At 51.5% G+C, this 17,067-nt stretch carries 17 protein-coding genes; 5 read left to right on the forward strand and 12 right to left on the reverse strand.

Going from position 1 to position 17,067, the window contains the following annotated elements:
• Window position 1 precedes the first annotated feature (1 nt).
• Together yqfG and idi are read left to right on the forward strand one after the other, a co-directional pair.
• A complete protein-coding gene (gene yqfG / locus PS053_RS09725) occupies window positions 2-127 on the forward strand; it encodes a protein YqfG (RefSeq protein WP_032275372.1) in 126 nt (41 codons plus the stop codon).
• 121 nt (window positions 128-248) lie between these two features.
• Window positions 249-797 carry an isopentenyl-diphosphate Delta-isomerase gene (gene idi, locus PS053_RS09730; protein WP_001192776.1) on the forward strand — a complete coding sequence of 183 codons (549 nt, stop codon included), beginning with the start codon at window positions 249-251 and terminating at the stop codon, window positions 795-797.
• Between the two features lie 207 nt (window positions 798-1,004).
• On the opposite strand, the gene lysS is transcribed toward idi, so the two are convergent.
• The 5 genes from lysS to xerD form a co-directional block, all read right to left on the reverse strand.
• The gene (gene lysS, locus PS053_RS09740; protein ID WP_256878859.1) at window positions 1,005-2,522 is read right to left on the reverse strand and encodes a lysine--tRNA ligase; all 1,518 of its coding nucleotides are present in this window, start codon (window positions 2,520-2,522) and stop codon (window positions 1,005-1,007) included.
• A 9-nt stretch (window positions 2,523-2,531) separates the two neighbouring features.
• Window positions 2,532-3,630, reverse strand: a protein-coding gene (gene prfB / locus PS053_RS09745) for a peptide chain release factor 2 (protein ID WP_095522726.1) whose coding sequence is annotated in 2 segments (ribosomal slippage) — window positions 2,532-3,554 and window positions 3,556-3,630 — 1,098 coding nt in all. Because the reading frame shifts where the segments join, the coding sequence is not laid out codon by codon here.
• Window positions 3,631-3,720: 90 nt separating this feature from the next.
• The gene (gene recJ / locus PS053_RS09750; RefSeq protein ID WP_059258720.1) at window positions 3,721-5,454 is read right to left on the reverse strand and encodes a single-stranded-DNA-specific exonuclease RecJ; all 1,734 of its coding nucleotides are present in this window, start codon (window positions 5,452-5,454) and stop codon (window positions 3,721-3,723) included.
• 5 nt (window positions 5,455-5,459) lie between these two features.
• Window positions 5,460-6,170: a bifunctional protein-disulfide isomerase/oxidoreductase DsbC gene (gene dsbC / locus PS053_RS09755; protein WP_000748105.1), complete on the reverse strand. Its 711-nt coding sequence runs from the start codon at window positions 6,168-6,170 to the stop codon at window positions 5,460-5,462.
• A gap of 24 nt (window positions 6,171-6,194) precedes the next feature.
• Window positions 6,195-7,091, reverse strand: a complete 897-nt coding sequence (gene xerD, locus PS053_RS09760) for a site-specific tyrosine recombinase XerD (protein WP_000806638.1) — start codon at window positions 7,089-7,091, stop codon at window positions 6,195-6,197.
• Window positions 7,092-7,202: 111 nt separating this feature from the next.
• Between xerD and fldB the strand changes: the two genes are divergently transcribed.
• Window positions 7,203-7,724: a flavodoxin FldB gene (fldB, locus tag PS053_RS09765; RefSeq protein ID WP_125060507.1), complete on the forward strand. Its 522-nt coding sequence runs from the start codon at window positions 7,203-7,205 to the stop codon at window positions 7,722-7,724.
• A gap of 38 nt (window positions 7,725-7,762) precedes the next feature.
• Here fldB and PS053_RS09770 read toward each other — a convergent pair whose 3' ends face one another.
• From PS053_RS09770 to PS053_RS09780, 3 genes are read right to left on the reverse strand one after another with little or no spacing between them, the layout of a single operon-like run.
• On the reverse strand, window positions 7,763-8,167 hold the full coding sequence (locus PS053_RS09770; protein WP_000244763.1) for a protein YgfX: 405 nt from the start codon (window positions 8,165-8,167) through the stop codon (window positions 7,763-7,765).
• Window positions 8,148-8,414 (reverse strand): FAD assembly factor SdhE, encoded by a 267-nt coding sequence (gene sdhE / locus PS053_RS09775; protein WP_000354046.1) that lies wholly within the window; start codon window positions 8,412-8,414, stop codon window positions 8,148-8,150. The genes PS053_RS09770 and sdhE overlap by 20 nt, the downstream gene beginning before the upstream one ends.
• Window positions 8,404-8,634, reverse strand: a complete 231-nt coding sequence (locus PS053_RS09780; RefSeq protein WP_000181267.1) for a hypothetical protein — start codon at window positions 8,632-8,634, stop codon at window positions 8,404-8,406. The genes sdhE and PS053_RS09780 overlap by 11 nt, the downstream gene beginning before the upstream one ends.
• Window positions 8,635-8,665: 31 nt before the next feature.
• Here PS053_RS09780 and ygfZ point away from each other — a divergent pair, with 31 nt between their 5' ends.
• Window positions 8,666-9,646 (forward strand): tRNA-modifying protein YgfZ, encoded by a 981-nt coding sequence (gene ygfZ / locus PS053_RS09785; protein ID WP_256878858.1) that lies wholly within the window; start codon window positions 8,666-8,668, stop codon window positions 9,644-9,646.
• A gap of 439 nt (window positions 9,647-10,085) precedes the next feature.
• On the opposite strand, the gene trhA is transcribed toward ygfZ, so the two are convergent.
• Together trhA and yqfB are read right to left on the reverse strand one after the other, a co-directional pair.
• Window positions 10,086-10,745 carry a PAQR family membrane homeostasis protein TrhA gene (gene trhA, locus PS053_RS09790; protein ID WP_000250281.1) on the reverse strand — a complete coding sequence of 220 codons (660 nt, stop codon included), beginning with the start codon at window positions 10,743-10,745 and terminating at the stop codon, window positions 10,086-10,088.
• A gap of 167 nt (window positions 10,746-10,912) precedes the next feature.
• The gene (gene yqfB, locus PS053_RS09795; protein WP_001182937.1) at window positions 10,913-11,224 is read right to left on the reverse strand and encodes a N(4)-acetylcytidine aminohydrolase; all 312 of its coding nucleotides are present in this window, start codon (window positions 11,222-11,224) and stop codon (window positions 10,913-10,915) included.
• 44 nt (window positions 11,225-11,268) lie between these two features.
• Here yqfB and bglA point away from each other — a divergent pair, with 44 nt between their 5' ends.
• Complete coding sequence (bglA, locus tag PS053_RS09800; protein WP_025238420.1) at window positions 11,269-12,702, forward strand: 6-phospho-beta-glucosidase BglA; 1,434 nt, start codon at window positions 11,269-11,271, stop codon at window positions 12,700-12,702.
• A 47-nt stretch (window positions 12,703-12,749) separates the two neighbouring features.
• On the opposite strand, the gene PS053_RS09805 is transcribed toward bglA, so the two are convergent.
• On the reverse strand, window positions 12,750-13,643 hold the full coding sequence (locus tag PS053_RS09805) for a transporter (RefSeq protein ID WP_059228138.1): 894 nt from the start codon (window positions 13,641-13,643) through the stop codon (window positions 12,750-12,752).
• A 463-nt stretch (window positions 13,644-14,106) separates the two neighbouring features.
• Window positions 14,107-16,980 (reverse strand): aminomethyl-transferring glycine dehydrogenase, encoded by a 2,874-nt coding sequence (gcvP, locus tag PS053_RS09810; RefSeq protein ID WP_256878856.1) that lies wholly within the window; start codon window positions 16,978-16,980, stop codon window positions 14,107-14,109.
• Between the last annotated feature and the right edge of the window lie 87 nt (window positions 16,981-17,067).

Here is a 17,067-nt window from a genome sequence, read left to right on the forward strand (position 1 = left end):
TATGAATCTTTTAATACGCGCGATATTCAGTCTGCTGTTGCTCTTTACTCTCTCTATTCCTGTCATATCTGACTGCGTTGCGATGGCCATTGAAAGCCGCTTCAAATATATGATGCTGCTTTTTTAATTGCCTTTCCCTGTCGGCATCTGTTCGCTACAGACAGATGCCGATAAACACTCACATAGTTAATCATTTCACTCTTCTGTTATCTATAATGATGAGTGATTAGAATTACATGTGAGAAATTATGCAAACGGAACACGTCATTTTACTGAATGCACAGGGAGTCCCCTCGGGTACGCTGGAAAAGTACGCCGCCCACACGGCTGATACCCCATTACATCTGGCATTTTCATGCTGGCTTTTTAACTGTGAAAAACAACTATTAGTCACCCGCCGCGCATTGAGCAAAAAAGCGTGGCCCGGCGTGTGGACCAACTCGGTTTGCGGCCACCCACAGCAAGGAGAAAGTAATGAAGAGGCAGTGATCCGCCGTTGCCGCTTTGAACTGGGCGTGGAAATAACGCCCCCCGAACCGATCTATCCAGACTTCTACTATCGCGCCACCGACCCGAATGGCATTGTCGAAAATGAAGTCTGTCCGGTATTTGCCGCGCGAATTACCAGCGCGTTACAGCCCAACAATGATGAAGTAATGGATTATCAGTGGTGTGATTTAGCGCAGGTATTACGCGGTATCGATGCCACGCCGTGGGCATTCAGCCCATGGATGGTAATGCAAGCGACAAATAGCGAAGCCAAAAAACGGTTGTCTGCATTTGCCCAGCGTAAATAAAAAACCCCGACGATTGCCGGGGTGACAATGTTTTCGCTATTTCATGCCGGATGCGGCGTAAACGCCTTATCCGGCCTACAACATCGCAAAAATTCAATATATTGCAGAGGCGATGCAGGCCTGATAAGCGTAGCACATCAGGCAATTTTGCATTTATCAACAGTCACAACCCCGACGATTGCCGGGGTTGTGAGCGTAGCGTAATGCTTATTTTACCGGACGCATCGCCGGGAACAGAATCACGTCGCGGATGGTGTGGCTGTTGGTGAACAGCATCACCATACGATCGATACCAATCCCCAGACCAGCAGTTGGCGGTAAGCCATGTTCCAGCGCGGTGACGTAATCTTCGTCGTAGAACATCGCTTCGTCGTCGCCCGCCTCTTTCGCGGCAACCTGATCCTGGAAACGTTGCGCCTGATCTTCTGCGTCGTTCAGCTCGCTAAAGCCGTTACCGATTTCACGACCACCGATGAAGAATTCAAAGCGGTCAGTGATTTCCGGGTTAACGTCGTTACGGCGTGCCAGCGGAGAAACTTCTGCCGGATATTCAGTAATGAAGGTCGGCTGAATCAAATGTGCTTCTGCCACTTCTTCGAAGATCTCAGTTACGATACGGCCCAGTCCCCAGCTCTTCTCAACGTGAATGCCAATAGATTCAGCAATCGCTTTCGCAGAGTCGAAGTTATCCAGATCCGCCATCTCAGTTTCCGGGCGGTATTTTTTGATCGCTTCACGCATGGTCAGTTTTTCAAACGGCTTACCGAAGTCCAGCGTCACGTCGCCATAGGTTACTTCCGTCTTACCGAGAATATCCTGTGCCAGAGTACGGAACAGCGATTCGGTCAGCTCGATCAGATCTTTGTAATCTGCGTAAGCCATGTAGAGTTCCATCATGGTGAACTCTGGGTTATGACGTACGGAGATACCTTCGTTACGGAAGTTACGGTTGATTTCGAATACACGCTCGAAGCCGCCAACCACCAGACGCTTGAGGTACAGTTCCGGCGCGATACGCAGGTACATGTCGAGATCCAGCGCGTTATGGTGGGTAATAAACGGACGTGCTGCCGCACCGCCTGGAATCACCTGCATCATCGGCGTTTCAACTTCCATAAAGCCGCGATTTACCATGAACTGGCGGATGCCAGAAAGGATCTGCGAGCGCACTTTAAAGGTGTTACGGGATTCATCATTAGAGATGAGATCCAGATAACGCTGACGATAGCGCGCTTCCTGATCCTGCAAGCCGTGGAACTTATCCGGCAGCGGACGCAGTGCTTTGGTCAGCAGACGCAGCTCGGTGCAGTGGATAGACAGTTCGCCAGTTTTGGTTTTGAACAGTTTACCTTTCGCGCCGAGGATGTCGCCGAGGTCCCATTTTTTGAACTGCTCGTTGTAAACGCCTTCCGGCAGATCGTCACGGGCAACGTACAACTGAATGCGACCGCCAACGTCCTGCAAAGTAACGAAGGAAGCTTTACCCATAATACGACGGGTCATCATGCGGCCAGCAACGGCCACTTCGATATTCAGCGCTTCCAGCTCTTCGTTCTCTTTATCATCGAATTCTGCGTGCAATTGGTCAGAGGTATGATCACGACGGAAATCGTTCGGGAAGGCAATCCCCTGCTCACGCAGGTTCGCCAGCTTCTCACGACGCGTTTTCAGTTCATTGTTAAGATCGACTACCGCGTCAGCGCCCTGTGCGTGTTGTTCAGACATGTTGGTTCCTCATAACCCTGCTTTCAAACTTGCTTCGATAAATTGATCCAGGCTGCCGTCCAGCACGGCCTGCGTATTGCGGGTTTCAACCCCGGTGCGCAGATCTTTAATGCGGGAGTCATCAAGGACATAAGAACGAATCTGGCTGCCCCAGCCGATATCAGATTTGTTATCTTCCATCGCCTGTTTCTCGGCATTCTTCTTCTGCATCTCCAGTTCATAAAGCTTCGCTTTCATCTGCTTCATGGCCTGGTCTTTGTTCTTGTGCTGGGAACGATCGTTCTGGCACTGAGTCACAATCCCGGTCGGGATGTGAGTAATACGCACTGCGGATTCGGTACGGTTAACGTGCTGACCGCCCGCGCCGGATGCGCGATAAACGTCGATGCGCAGATCCGCCGGGTTAATTTCGATATCGATATCGTCATCGACTTCCGGGTAAACAAACGCAGAACTAAACGACGTGTGGCGACGACCGCCGGAGTCGAACGGGCTTTTACGCACCAGACGGTGAACACCGGTTTCAGTGCGTAGCCAGCCATATGCGTAGTCGCCGGAAATCTTAATAGTTACGGATTTGATACCCGCCACTTCACCTTCTGACTCTTCGATAATTTCAGTTTTGAAACCGCGCGATTCCGCCCAGCGCAGATACATACGCTCAAGCATGCTCGCCCAATCCTGTGCTTCAGTACCACCGGAGCCGGCCTGAATATCGAGATAGCAGTCAGCGCTGTCATATTCGCCGGAGAACATACGACGGAACTCAAGCTGCGACAGTTTTTCTTCCAGGGCGTCAAGTTCAGCAACGGCTTCGTTAAAGGTTTCTTCGTCGTCAGCTTCTACAGCCAGTTCCAGCAGACCAGAAACATCTTCCAGTCCCTGTTTCATTTGGTCGAGAGTGTCGACAACGGCTTCGAGGGAGGAACGCTCTTTACCCAGCGCCTGTGCGCGTTCGGGTTCGTTCCAGACATCCGGCTGTTCCAGCTCGGCGTTTACTTCTTCCAGACGCTCTTTCTTGGCGTCGTAGTCAAAGATACCCCCTAAGAACGTCGGAGCGTTCCGTGAGGTCCTGAATGCGATTATTTACCGGATTAATTTCAAACATGGTCTGATTTCTTTTCTTGAGCTAGTCAAAATGCGGTGATAAGAGCGGGATTGTACCCAATCCACACTCTTTTTTATAGAGAAGATGACGCTAAATTGGCCAGATATTGTCGATGATAATTTGCAGGCTGCGATTGCCGCGAAACTCGTTGATATCAAGCTTATAAGCCAGTTGCACTTCGCGCACGCCGTTATCCGGCCAAAGGGCGGTATCAACGTTAAAGGCAATGCCGTCCAGCAGCGGGCCGCCGCCGACCGGTTCAACCATGACCTTCAAATGGCGTTCGCCTACCAGTCGTTGTTGCAGAAGGCGGAAATGACCGTCAAACAGCGGTTCCGGGAACATCTGTCCCCACGGGCCAGCATCGCGCAGTAACTGCGCCACTTCCATGGTCATTTCGGCTGGGCTTAACGGACCGTCTGACACCACTTCGCCTTGCAATAGTGAAGGGTCCAGCCACTCAGTCACCAGTTCGCCAAAGCGTTGCTGAAAGAGTTCGAATTTATCCTCTTCCAGTGACAGCCCGGCCGCCATTGCATGGCCGCCAAACTTAAGCATCATGCCGGGGTAGAGCGTGTCCAGCCGCTCCAGCGCATCGCGCATATGCAACCCCTGAATGGAACGACCAGAACCTTTCAGCGTACCGTCGCCCGCAGGGGCAAAGGCGATAACCGGACGGTGAAAACGCTCTTTGATACGCGATGCCAGAATGCCAACAACGCCCTGATGCCATTCAGGGTGATACATTGCCAGCCCGCCGGGTAGCGTGTCACGGCTGCGTTCCAGTTTCTCGCACAGGGTCAGGGCTTCAGCCTGCATTCCCTGTTCGATCTCTTTTCGCGTCTGGTTTAGCGCGTCGAGTTCATTTGCCAGCACGCGCGCTTCACCGATGTTGTCGCACAGCAACAGCGCCACACCAACGGACATATCATCCAGTCGCCCGGCAGCATTGAGACGTGGCCCCAGCGCAAAACCTAAATCGCTGGCGGCGAGTTTTTGCGCATCGCGGTTTGCCACTTCCAGCAGCGCTTTAATCCCCGGACGGCACTTTCCGGCACGAATGCGACTCATCCCCTGCCAGGTCAGAATGCGATTATTAGCGTCCAGCGGCACGACGTCCGCCACTGTCCCCAGCGCCACCAGATCCAGCAATTCTGCCAGGTTAGGAATTGCGATACCGCGCTCATCAAACCAGCCCTGATCGCGCAGAAAAGTGCGTAGCGCCAGCATCAGATAAAACGCCACGCCCACGCCTGCCAGAGATTTCGACGGAAAATCGCAGTCGCGCAAGTTAGGGTTAATGATCGCTTCTGCCTCGGGTAACGTATCGCCCGGCAAATGGTGATCGGTAACAATAACCGCAATACCCAGCGCGCGGGCATGTTCAACACCCGCATGAGAGGAAATGCCGTTATCAACTGTGACAATCAACTGCGCGCCGCGGGCATGGGCCTGATCGACCACCTCCGGGCTTAAGCCGTAACCATCTTCAAAACGGTTCGGCACCAGATAGTCGATATTAGCGCAGCCAAGTGAACGCATCGCCAGTACGCTGAGGGCAGTGCTGGTTGCGCCATCGGCATCGAAATCACCGACCACAATAATGCGCGTTCCTTCGCGAAAGGCGTTGTAAAGAATTTCAACGGCTTTCTCTACACCACTCAGTTGCTGCCAGGGCAACATACCTTTAACACTGCGTTCCAGTTCCTGCGCATTGCGCACCCCCCGGCTGGCATATAAACGGCGCAGTAAGGGCGGCAAATCTGCAGGCAATTCTGCCGTTTCATCGACTTCACGGCGACGAAGTTGTATCTGTTGTTTCACGCGAATTATTTACCGCTGGTCATTTTTTGATGTTCGTCGAGGAATTCTTTCATCTCTTTCGGCGGCTGGTAACCCGGAACAAGTGTGCCATTGCTCAGTACAATCGCCGGAGTACCAGTGACGCCAAGCTGGACGCCAAGTGCGTAATGGTCGGCAATATCGATATCGCAACTTGCCGGAGTGGCTGCTTTACCTGCCATCACATCATCAAACGCTTTCTTTTTATCTTTTGCACACCAGATAGCTTTCATTTGTTGCTCAGCCTGGCTCTCCAGCCCCTGGCGCGGGAAGGCAAGATAACGCACGGTGATCCCCAGCGCGTTGTAGTCTGCCATTTGCTCATGCAGTTTATGGCAGTAACCACAGGTGATATCAGTAAACACGGTGATGACGTGTTTTTCCTGCGGCGCTTTATAAATGATCATCTCTTTTTCAAGCGCGTTCAGCTGCTTTAACAGCATCTTATTGGTGACGTTAACCGGAGCCGTGCCGCTAACGTCATACATTGGCCCCTGAATGATATGTTTACCATCGTCGGTGATGTACAACACACCGCTGTCAGTCAGTACGGTTTTCATACCTGCAACGGGCGCGGGCTGAATATCGCTGCTTTTAATGCCCATTTTGGTTAACGTTTGCTGTATTGCCGCGTCATCCGCCTGAACAAAGCCAGAAAACGCAGTCAACAGAGTAAACAACATAAAGCTTTTCTTCATAAATTTTCCTGTTCTTTTCAACCATCACGCCCGCGGGTGATGTTGTTGATGAAGTTGCCGCAGACGCTCGGTGGCGACATGCGTATAAATTTGAGTCGTGGAGAGATCGCTATGGCCCAGCAGCATTTGTACCACGCGTAGGTCCGCACCATGATTTAACAAATGGGTGGCAAAGGCATGACGCAACACGTGCGGTGACAGCTTTTCGCTGTCAATCCCTGCCAGCACAGCATAATGTTTAATGCGATGCCAGAAAGTCTGCCGCGTCATCTGTTGCGCGCGCTGGCTGGGAAACAGCACATCAATCGACACGCCATTCAGTAGCCAGGGGCGTCCGTGTTCCAGATAGGTTTCCAGCCAGTAAACCGCCTCTTCACCCAACGGCACCAGCCGCTCCTTGTTGCCTTTACCGATTACCCGCACCACGCCCTGACGCAGGCTGATATCGCTCATCGTCAGCCCAACCAGTTCAGAGACGCGCAGCCCGGTAGCATACAGTACTTCAAGCATCGCCTTATCGCGCAACTCCAGCGGCTGATCGATTAGCGGCGCCTGCAACAATCGTTCAACCTGCGCTTCGCTTAAATCTTTCGGCAAACGCTGGGGCAATTTTGGCGACGCAAGATGCGCACTGGGATCGTCCTCGCGAAACTTTTCGCGATAAAGATACTGGAACAATCGACGCACCGCACTCAGCAAACGCGCTGAACTGGTGGCCTTATACCCGCCCTCCAGCCGCTCTGCCAGTAATGCCTGCAAATCATCGCTTTGCGCCGTTGCCAGCGTCAGCCCGCGATGATGCAACCACTCCACCATCATTGACAAATCGCGCCGGTAAGCGTTCAAAGTATTTTCTGCCAGATTTTTTTCAAGCCACAGGGCATCAAGAAACTGCTCGATGCGTGCCAGATCCTGTTTCACTTGCGCCCCTTATCGTTACCCATTTGATCTATTATGCCTTATTGTGCCGTGACTAAAGCGATTCTGATACACTAGCCGCAAAAGCCACAGCAGAATCGAGAAGCTTACGTGATGAATATGGGTCTTTTTTACGGTTCCAGCACCTGTTACACCGAAATGGCGGCAGAAAAAATCCGCGATATTATCGGCCCAGAACTGGTGACCTTACATAACCTCAAGGACGACTCCCCGAAATTAATGGAGCAGTACGATGTGCTCATTCTGGGGATCCCGACCTGGGATTTTGGCGAAATTCAGGAAGACTGGGAAGCGGTCTGGGATCAACTCGACGACCTGAACCTCGAAGATAAAATTGTTGCGCTGTATGGGCTTGGCGATCAACTGGGATACGGCGAGTGGTTCCTCGATGCGCTCGGTATGCTGCATGACAAACTCTCGACCAAAGGCGTGAAGTTCGTCGGCTACTGGCCAACGGAAGGATATGAGTTTACCAGCCCAAAACCGGTGATTGCTGACGGGCAACTGTTTGTTGGTCTGGCGCTGGATGAAACTAACCAGTATGACCTTAGCGACGAGCGTATTCAGAGCTGGTGTGAGCAAATCCTCAATGAAATAGCAGATCACTACGCCTGATGTGATGTGACTGGCGGCTTAGCGTATTTGCTTCGCCGTCACTGTATCTCTTGTTGTAACAAAATTCGCCGCAAATCCCGCCATTCAGCTTCATCCATACTGTCGGCTGCCAGCCACAGGTGCTGACGTTTGCCGCTATCAGAGAGTAAACGCAACATCATGCCAGTTTTAATCATCCACGGCGCTCTGACGATGCTCCACTCCTGCCCCTGCCAACGTAAACGCCCATCCATCAACAGGCGAATCTCCCCCTGACGAGCATTAATGCGCCGCTGACTGCGGACGCAATCAAACACCACCAGCGAAAGCAACACCATCCATAACGGGGTATAACTTAGCGGCCAGGGCATGAGTAAAATAGCAGCGGCAACCAGCCCATGAATCAGCAAGGAGAGCCACTGCGCGCGCCAGGAGACGCGCAAATCAGATTGCCACAGGACCACGTTCCCGGTTCCGTGTCTGGATGAGTCGGACCATCATTTCCAGTTCTGCGTCGGCCGGTTTACCGTGATTCATCAACCAGTTGAATAAATCGGGATCGTCACATTCCAGCAGTCGAATAAAGATGCGTTTTTCGTCATCGCTTAAGCTATCGTACTCATGTTCGAAAAACGGCATGATTGAAATATCGAGTTCGCGCATACCACGGCGGCATGCCCAGTGAATGCGGGCTTTATTGTTAATGTCCATCTTCTTCCTGTCTCACGAAAATCCAGTACCTGGCTATTGTAACGTGTTTTTCGACTTCTTTTGCGGGAATATCAGGAAACACTATCGCGATCGCGAAATGAATCCACAATAATTCACTGGCTTCATTTTTTTGGAAGTCGCCTCGCAAAGCCAGGCAGAAGGCACAGATCGCGTAGTGAAAGCTCTTGCAATGCCCCATAGCTCTTTTACCATTAGTCATTATTACGCCGTTTGTAAAACAGGACTCCAATATGGCTTTTACTCCTTTTCCTCCCCGTCAACCTACGGCTTCTGCCCGTTTACCGCTGACTCTGATGACGCTTGATGACTGGGCGCTTGCCACCATTACCGGCGCGGACAGCGAAAAATATATGCAGGGCCAGGTGACGGCTGATGTCTGTCAGATGACGGAAGACCAGCATCTGCTCGCCGCCCATTGCGATGCCAAAGGTAAGATGTGGAGCAATTTACGGCTGTTCCGCGACGGCGATGGCTTTGCGTGGATTGAACGCCGTAGCGTACGCGAGTCGCAGCTCACTGAACTGAAAAAATATGCAGTGTTCTCTAAAGTGACCATCGCACCAGACGACGAACGTGTGCTGCTCGGCGTTGCTGGTTTTCAGGCGCGCGCCGCGCTGGCAAATCTCTTTAGCGAACTGCCTTCGAAGGAAAAACAGGTGGTCAGAGAAGGCGCGACCACTCTGCTGTGGTTTGAACATCCAGCAGAACGTTTTCTGCTCGTCACCGATAAAGCTACCGCCAATACACTGGTCGATAAACTTCGCGGTGAAGCGGAACTGAACAATAGCCAACAATGGTTGGCATTAAACATTGAAGCAGGTCTCCCGGTGATTGATGCCGCCAACAGCGGGCAGTTTATCCCCCAGGCAACCAACCTCCAGGCGCTGGGCGGTATCAGCTTTAAGAAAGGTTGCTATACCGGGCAAGAGATGGTGGCGCGAGCAAAATTCCGTGGCGCCAACAAACGCGCCCTCTGGTTGCTTGTAGGTCACGCCAGCCGTTTGCCGGAGGCAGGTGAAGATTTAGAGATGAAAATGGGCGAAAACTGGCGCCGTACCGGAACTGTGCTGGCTGCGGTAAAACGGGAAGATGGTCAGGTCGTGGTGCAGGTCGTCATGAATAACGATATGGAGCCAGACAGCATCTTCCGCGTGCGTGACGATGCGAACACACTGCATATCGAGCCACTGCCGTATTCGCTGGAAGAGTAAATCTCTGTATCGCTCCGCTCCCCGGCCCCCACTGCCTGATGCGACGCTGACACGTCTTATCAGGCCTGAGATTTGATGCCTTTTTCACAAATGAGAAACGGCTCGTAGGCCGGATAAGGCGTTCACGCCGCATCCGGCGGTTGCGTTCCGATGCCTGATGCGACGCTGATGCGTCTTTTCAGGCCTGAGATTTGATGCCTTTTTCACAAATGGGAAACGGCTCGTAGGCCGGATAAGGCGTTTACGCCGCATCCGGCGGTTGCGTTCCGGTGCCTGATGCGACGCTGATGCGTCTTTTCAGGCCTGGGATTTGATGCCTTTTTCACAAATGAGAAACGGCTCGTAGGCCGGATAAGGCGTTTACGCCGCATCCGGCGGTTGTATTCCGATACGGATGCTGCCGCTGGAGTGTCTTTTCAAGCATACAAAGGCGTACCAATTACGCCTGCCCAATATACAAATAGATCGCCAGGAAATGACACACACTGCCGCCGAGCACAAAACCGTGCCAGATGGCGTGATTGTACGGGATACGTTTACAGACGTAAAAAATGACCCCGAGCGAATAAACTACACCGCCGACTGCCAGCAATGTCACGCCACCTACCGCCAGTTTCACCGCCAACTGATAAATCACAATCAGCGAAAGCCAGCCCATTGTCAGGTAGGTTACCAGCGACAAGATTTTAAATCGGTGCGCAATGGTCAGTTTGAACAGAATCCCCAGCAGCGCCAGACTCCAGATAACAATCATCAGCCCACGCGCTAACGGTGAACCCAGCCCCACCAGTAAAAACGGCGTGTAGGTTCCGGCAATCAACAGATAAATGGCGCAATGGTCAAATTTCTTTAACCACATTTTTGCCCGTTGATGAGGGATAGCGTGATAGAGCGTTGAAGCCAGAAACAGCAGGATCATGCTGCCGCCATAGAGGCTGTAACTGGTTATCGCCGTGGCGCTGGCATTGAGATCCACCGCCTGGACCAGTAACAACACTAGCCCGACGATACCAAACACCAGCCCAATACCATGACTGACGCTGTTGGCAATTTCCTCTGCCAGCGAATATCCCTGCTTAATGAGAGGCTTCTGAACCATAACTTACTCCGGAGAAACATACACGCACGCGCGTGATTGCAACTCCAGCGTAACTGAGAATAGTTCCAGTGAACACCTGTTAGCTAAAATAAATTCAGATTTGCGATTAATCTCCGAAAATTCATGAAATTAAAGATTAAATTTCAACTAACGGGCGTGAGCTTAATTTAAAGACATTTAAATTCAATCACATAAAACTGTGTCTGACCGGGATAGATATCAGCAATGACTTTTTTCAGTTCGGTCAGCGTCATATTTTCCTGCTCAGCATGTTTTTCTGTGAGAGTATCCAGCGTTACGGTTGAGGTTGCGGTGACTTCAATGGTGCAAAAATAGCCGTCATCCTCAAAGCGTCCGACGCGAAGCACATCACCCGTTTTAAAGTGCGATTCAGACTCGTCGCGGATGGTAATGGTTTTACACCCAGCCAGAATGTCATCCTGGAATCGTTGAAAAAAAGTGATGTCGTTTGGCTGCATGGTACTATTTCCTGTAAGAATTGACTCATCTGGAGCCTATGATAGTGAAAAAACTCACTTTACCGAAAGATTTCTTATGGGGCGGCGCCGTTGCCGCTCATCAGGTCGAAGGCGGCTGGAACAAAGGCGGCAAAGGGCCGAGTATTTGTGACGTGCTGACCGGTGGTGCACATGGCGTGCCGCGCGAAATCACTAAAGAAGTCTTGCCCGGCAAATACTATCCTAACCATGAAGCCGTTGATTTTTATGGTCACTATAAAGAAGACATCAAGCTGTTTGCCGAGATGGGCTTCAAATGTTTTCGTACTTCCATCGCCTGGACGCGTATTTTTCCAAAAGGCGATGAAGCACAGCCAAACGAAGAAGGGCTGAAGTTCTACGACTCCCTGTTCGATGAACTGCTGAAATACAACATCGAACCGGTGATCACCCTCTCCCACTTTGAAATGCCTCTGCATCTGGTGCAGCAATACGGTAGCTGGACTAACCGTAAAGTGGTTGATTTCTTTGTCCGTTTCGCGGAAGTGGTATTTGAACGCTATAAGCATAAAGTCAAATACTGGATGACCTTCAACGAAATTAACAACCAGCGTAACTGGCGTGCGCCACTGTTCGGTTACTGCTGCTCCGGCGTTGTCTATACCGAGCATGAAAACCCGGAAGAGACCATGTATCAGGTGCTGCATCACCAGTTTGTCGCCAGCGCCCTGGCGGTGAAAGCCGCGCGTCGCATTAACCCGGAGATGAAAGTCGGCTGTATGCTGGCCATGGTGCCGCTCTATCCGTATTCCTGTAACCCGGACGATGTGATGTTTGCCCAGGAGTCGATGCGCGAACGCTACGTCTTTACCGATGTGCAGTTGCGTGGCTATTACCCGTCCTATGTGTTGAACGAGTGGGAGCGTCGCGGATTTAACATCAAAATGGAAGATGGCGATCTGGATATTCTGCGCGAAGGCACCTGCGATTATCTCGGCTTTAGCTACTACATGACCAATGCGGTGAAAGCCGAAGGCGGCACCGGCGATGCTATTTCTGGTTTTGAAGGCAGCGTACCGAACCCGTATGTTAAAGCATCTGACTGGGGCTGGCAGATTGATCCGGTGGGCCTGCGTTACGCACTTTGCGAACTGTATGAGCGTTATCAGAAGCCGCTGTTTATTGTCGAAAACGGTTTTGGCGCCTACGACAAAGTGGAAGATGACGGCAGCATCAACGATGACTACCGCATTGACTACCTGCGCGCCCATATTGAAGAGATGAAAAAAGCGGTGACTTACGATGGCGTGGATCTGATGGGCTACACGCCGTGGGGCTGCATCGACTGCGTATCATTCACCACCGGGCAGTACAGCAAACGCTACGGTTTCATCTATGTGAATAAGCATGACGACGGTACTGGCGATATGTCGCGTTCACGTAAGAAGAGCTTTAACTGGTACAAAGAGGTGATTGCCAGCAACGGCGAGAAGCTTTAATCCTTACATATTACCCGCCAGTTGGCGGGTAATACTTTGAGCGAGCCTTACCAGGTCTTACCTATTTTAAATTCCCAGCGTACATCTTCCATCTTAGCTGGCGACTTCGCTTCCTGCATTACAGGGAAGAAAGCGCCAGCACCAAACCATAATTTTAGTGAATCGACGGCAATATTAAATGACGGTCCAACAACCCATTCGGTAGTACCTGAGTGGTTATTAATGGTGCTGCCATTAGGCAATTTTTTTGTACCTGAAGCGTTATTGCTGTAAGCGCTTTCCAGACCAATATCCAGCGGTAAATCGCTGAACATATACCGCATCTGAGTATTCCATTGAAATTCACCGCCACGTTTCACATCCTGATTACCGCGCTCAAAAGGCCCCTGATAAACAAAATCCATATCACCTTTAATATTTGTTGTGAATGATTTCGTTAAAGAAAGTGATACTCGCCCTCCCCAGGCGCTATTACCCGGCAAATGATTATTTCCGTCTTGCCCGGTAGGAAGTAATAAGGCCCCACCTACCGTAACCCAAAACGGATCGCCTCTTCGCTGGCTCATTAAGGCATAGGTGGCACCCACAGATTGGTCGCCCATTCCCTCTATATGTTCGGGTGACATATTGTCTCGTTTGTTATTGATATAAGAGCCCACGGTTGATAACTCCAGCCTGTCGGTCAGACCGTAACGAACCTTCAATAACCATATCTGAGAGTAAACATCCGGGCTTCCGTGCCCCTCGATTTGATGATCTTTATCGCGAAATGAGCTATTCACAGCGGTTAATAACATACCTTCAGGTAAAACCGCACCTCCAGAAATTGCGGTATTAACCGGTGCGCCTAATAGGTTACTGGGTTTATTTTCTCCTTCAACTGCCACTGCATTCATTGATAAAAAGCATGTTATTAATGGCAGAAATATAAATCGTTTCATCATTCCCTCCAGGTATGAAAAATAAATCGCTAAGTTAATAACTATTTGCGTTACTTATGTTTATTTTGAATTTATAGTTTGAATAAATAGTTTGATATATTTAATATACAGAAAGCTTTGCAGCTATGTTGAGAGGTAAATAACGATTTCAAAGGGAAATTATTTGTGATTGCATGTGAGTACACAGTATTCGCTTTATTAAATAACAGCAAAATACAAATCATTCACAATGAATAATGAGTGAAAAGCTTATTAAAAATCAGGCAATTTAATTCCGACTAACAAACTGATGGCAAGTACATAATTGTCTGATGCGCTACGCTTATCAGAGCGACCAATCCCTGCAGGTGCTGAACGCTGGTCGAATAAGAGGCGCATACTGCTTCCAGCATAAACAAAGTGTACTTTGTCAACACGCGAAAAAGGCGCCGAAGCGCCTTTAGACGTTAGTCGAATCAGTAAATTACTGGTATTCGCTAATCGGTACGCAGGAGCAGAACAGATTACGATCGCCGTAAACATCATCCAGACGTTTCACTGTCGGCCAGTATTTGTCTGCCACGCCTGCCGGGAATACCGCAACTTCACGGCTGTACGGGTGTGCCCACTCGGCGACCAGTTCGTTCTGAATGTGCGGCGCGTTCACCAGCGGGTTATCTTCCAGCGGCCAGACACCGGCTTTCACCTGGTCGATCTCCGCGCGGATAGCCAGCATCGCGTCGATAAAGCGATCCAGTTCCACTTTGCTTTCAGATTCAGTCGGCTCAACCATCAGCGTCCCTGCCACCGGGAACGACATGGTCGGCGCGTGGAAACCGTAGTCAATTAGACGCTTGGCAATATCCAGCTCGCTGATGCCGGTTTCTTCTTTCAGCGGACGAATATCGAGAATACATTCGTGCGCCACGCGACCATCACGACCGGTATACAGCACCGGGAAGGCATCCTGCAGGCGGCTGGCAATATAGTTGGCGTTAAGAATTGCCACCTGGCTTGCTTTTTTCAGCCCTTCTGCACCCATCATGCGGATGTACATCCAGCTGATTGGCAGAATGGATGCGCTACCGAACGGCGCCGCAGAAACCGCGCCCTGACGGGTTAACATACCTTCGATTTGCACCACGCTATGACCCGGCACAAACGGTGCCAGATGCGCTTTCACGCCGATCGGTCCCATCCCCGGGCCGCCGCCGCCGTGCGGAATGCAGAAAGTTTTATGCAGGTTAAGGTGCGAAACGTCCGCGCCAATAAAGCCCGGCGAGGTAATGCCGACCTGGGCGTTCATGTTCGCGCCATCAAGGTAAACCTGACCGCCGTACTGATGCACGACTTCACACACTTCACGGATCGTTTCTTCGTACACACCGTGGGTGGAAGGATAGGTCACCATGATGCAGGAGAGGTTATCGCCCGCCTGTTCCGCTTTAGCGCGCAGATCAGCCAGATCGATGTTGCCATTTTTATCACACGCCACAACGACCACCTGCATTCCTGCCATATGCGCGGAAGCAGGATTAGTACCGTGCGCCGATGCCGGGATCAGACAGATATCACGATGACCTTCGTTGCGGCTTTCGTGATAATGGCGAATCGCCAACAGGCCCGCGTATTCGCCCTGGGCGCCAGAGTTCGGCTGCATACACACGGCGTCGTAACCGGTCAGTTTCACCAGCCAGTCAGCCAGTTGCGCGATCATCTGCTGATAACCTTCGGCCTGTTCCGGTGGGCAAAACGGATGCAGTTCGGCAAATTCCGGCCAGGTTATCGGGATCATCTCGGCAGCGGCGTTCAGTTTCATGGTGCAGGAACCCAGCGGGATCATCGCCTGATTCAGCGCCAGATCTTTACGCTCCAGCGAGTGCATATAGCGCATCATTTCGGTTTCGCTGTGGTAGCGATTAAACACCGGATGGGTAAGGATTTCGTCATCGCGCAACATCGCAGGCTGAATAGAGCGGCTATCGTGCGCCACGTCTTTGTCCAGCGTGTCGATGTCCAGCCCGTGATTATCGCCCAACAGCACGCTGAAAAGCTGCATCACGTTTTCGCGGGTGGTGGTTTCATCAAGGGTGATCCCAACCGCGTTCAGAATATCGCTACGCAGGTTGATTTCAGCCGCTTCGGCACGCGCCAGCACGCCCGCTTTATCTGCCACTTCCACACATAAGGTGTCAAAATAGTGCGCATGACGCAGCTTCAGACCTTTTTGTTGCAGGCCCGCCGCCAGGATATCGGTAAGACGGTGGATGCGGTTAGCGATACGTTTCAGGCCAACCGGACCGTGATAAACAGCATACAGACTGGCGATATTTGCCAACAATACCTGAGAGGTACAGATGTTGGAGTTCGCTTTCTCGCGACGAATATGTTGCTCGCGAGTCTGCATCGCCATGCGCAGAGCGGTGTTGCCAGCTGCATCTTTCGATACACCGATAATACGGCCCGGCATTGAGCGTTTGTATTCATCTTTCGCCGCAAAGAATGCCGCGTGTGGGCCACCGTAGCCCATCGGTACGCCAAAGCGTTGCGCCGAACCAAAGACAATATCCGCGCCCTGTTTACCCGGCGCAGTTAACAGCACCAGCGCCATAATATCGGCGGCGACGCTGACCACAATTTTGCGTGATTTCAGTTCGCTGATAAGCGCAGTGTAATCGTGGATTTCCCCCGTCGTGCCGACCTGCTGTAACAGCACGCCAAAGACGTCCTGATGATCGAGCGCTTTTTGCGCGTCATCGACAATAACTTCAAAACCAAAAGTTTCAGCACGGGTGCGTACTACATCCAGCGTTTGCGGATGCACGTCAGAAGCCACGAAGAAGCGGTTGGCATTTTTCAGTTTACTGACGCGTTTCGCCATCGCCATTGCTTCGGCGGCGGCAGTGGCTTCATCCAGCAAAGAAGCAGAGGCCATATCCAGTCCGGTTAAATCCAGCGTTACCTGCTGGAAGTTGAGCAGTGCTTCAAGGCGGCCCTGAGAAACCTCAGGTTGATACGGAGTATACGCGGTATACCAGCCCGGATTTTCCAGCATATTGCGCAGGATAACCGGCGGCAACTGCACGGCGGTGTAACCCATGCCGATGTAAGACGTGAAGCGTTTATTGCAACTGGCAATAGCCTTGAGTTCCGCCAGCGCGGCGTATTCGGTCGCCGGTGCGCCAACCTGTGGCGGGGTCGCAAGCTGAATATCTTTCGGCACAATCTGGCCGGTCAGCACGTTTAACGATTGTGCGCCAACGGCATTCAGCATTTCTTGCTGTTGCGCGGCGTCCGGTCCGATATGGCGTTCAATAAAAGCGCCGCTGTTTTCAAGCTGGCTTAACGTCTGTGTCATGAGCGATGGTTCCTGAAACGTGCAGTGAATGGTGAACCTCTCTCCTTGCGAAGAGAGTGGGGTGAGGCGCGAATTTTCCTCACCCCG

Origin of the sequence: Escherichia albertii (assembly GCF_028622335.1) — a bacterium.
Taxonomy (GTDB): domain Bacteria; phylum Pseudomonadota; class Gammaproteobacteria; order Enterobacterales; family Enterobacteriaceae; genus Escherichia; species Escherichia albertii.

Coding starts and splice junctions, on each gene's coding strand:
- yqfG (WP_032275372.1), top strand. CDS start 2: ATGAATCTTTTAATACGCGCGATATTCAGTCTGCTGTTGCTCTTTACT.
- idi (WP_001192776.1), top strand. CDS start 249: ATGCAAACGGAACACGTCATTTTACTGAATGCACAGGGAGTCCCCTCG.
- lysS (WP_256878859.1), bottom strand. CDS start 2,522: ATGTCTGAACAACACGCACAGGGCGCTGACGCGGTAGTCGATCTTAAC.
- dsbC (WP_000748105.1), bottom strand. CDS start 6,170: ATGAAGAAAAGCTTTATGTTGTTTACTCTGTTGACTGCGTTTTCTGGC.
- fldB (WP_125060507.1), top strand. CDS start 7,203: ATGAATATGGGTCTTTTTTACGGTTCCAGCACCTGTTACACCGAAATG.
- sdhE (WP_000354046.1), bottom strand. CDS start 8,414: ATGGACATTAACAATAAAGCCCGCATTCACTGGGCATGCCGCCGTGGT.
- PS053_RS09780 (WP_000181267.1), bottom strand. CDS start 8,634: ATGACTAATGGTAAAAGAGCTATGGGGCATTGCAAGAGCTTTCACTAC.
- ygfZ (WP_256878858.1), top strand. CDS start 8,666: ATGGCTTTTACTCCTTTTCCTCCCCGTCAACCTACGGCTTCTGCCCGT.
- trhA (WP_000250281.1), bottom strand. CDS start 10,745: ATGGTTCAGAAGCCTCTCATTAAGCAGGGATATTCGCTGGCAGAGGAA.
- yqfB (WP_001182937.1), bottom strand. CDS start 11,224: ATGCAGCCAAACGACATCACTTTTTTTCAACGATTCCAGGATGACATT.
- PS053_RS09805 (WP_059228138.1), bottom strand. CDS start 13,643: ATGAAACGATTTATATTTCTGCCATTAATAACATGCTTTTTATCAATG.
- gcvP (WP_256878856.1), bottom strand. CDS start 16,980: ATGACACAGACGTTAAGCCAGCTTGAAAACAGCGGCGCTTTTATTGAA.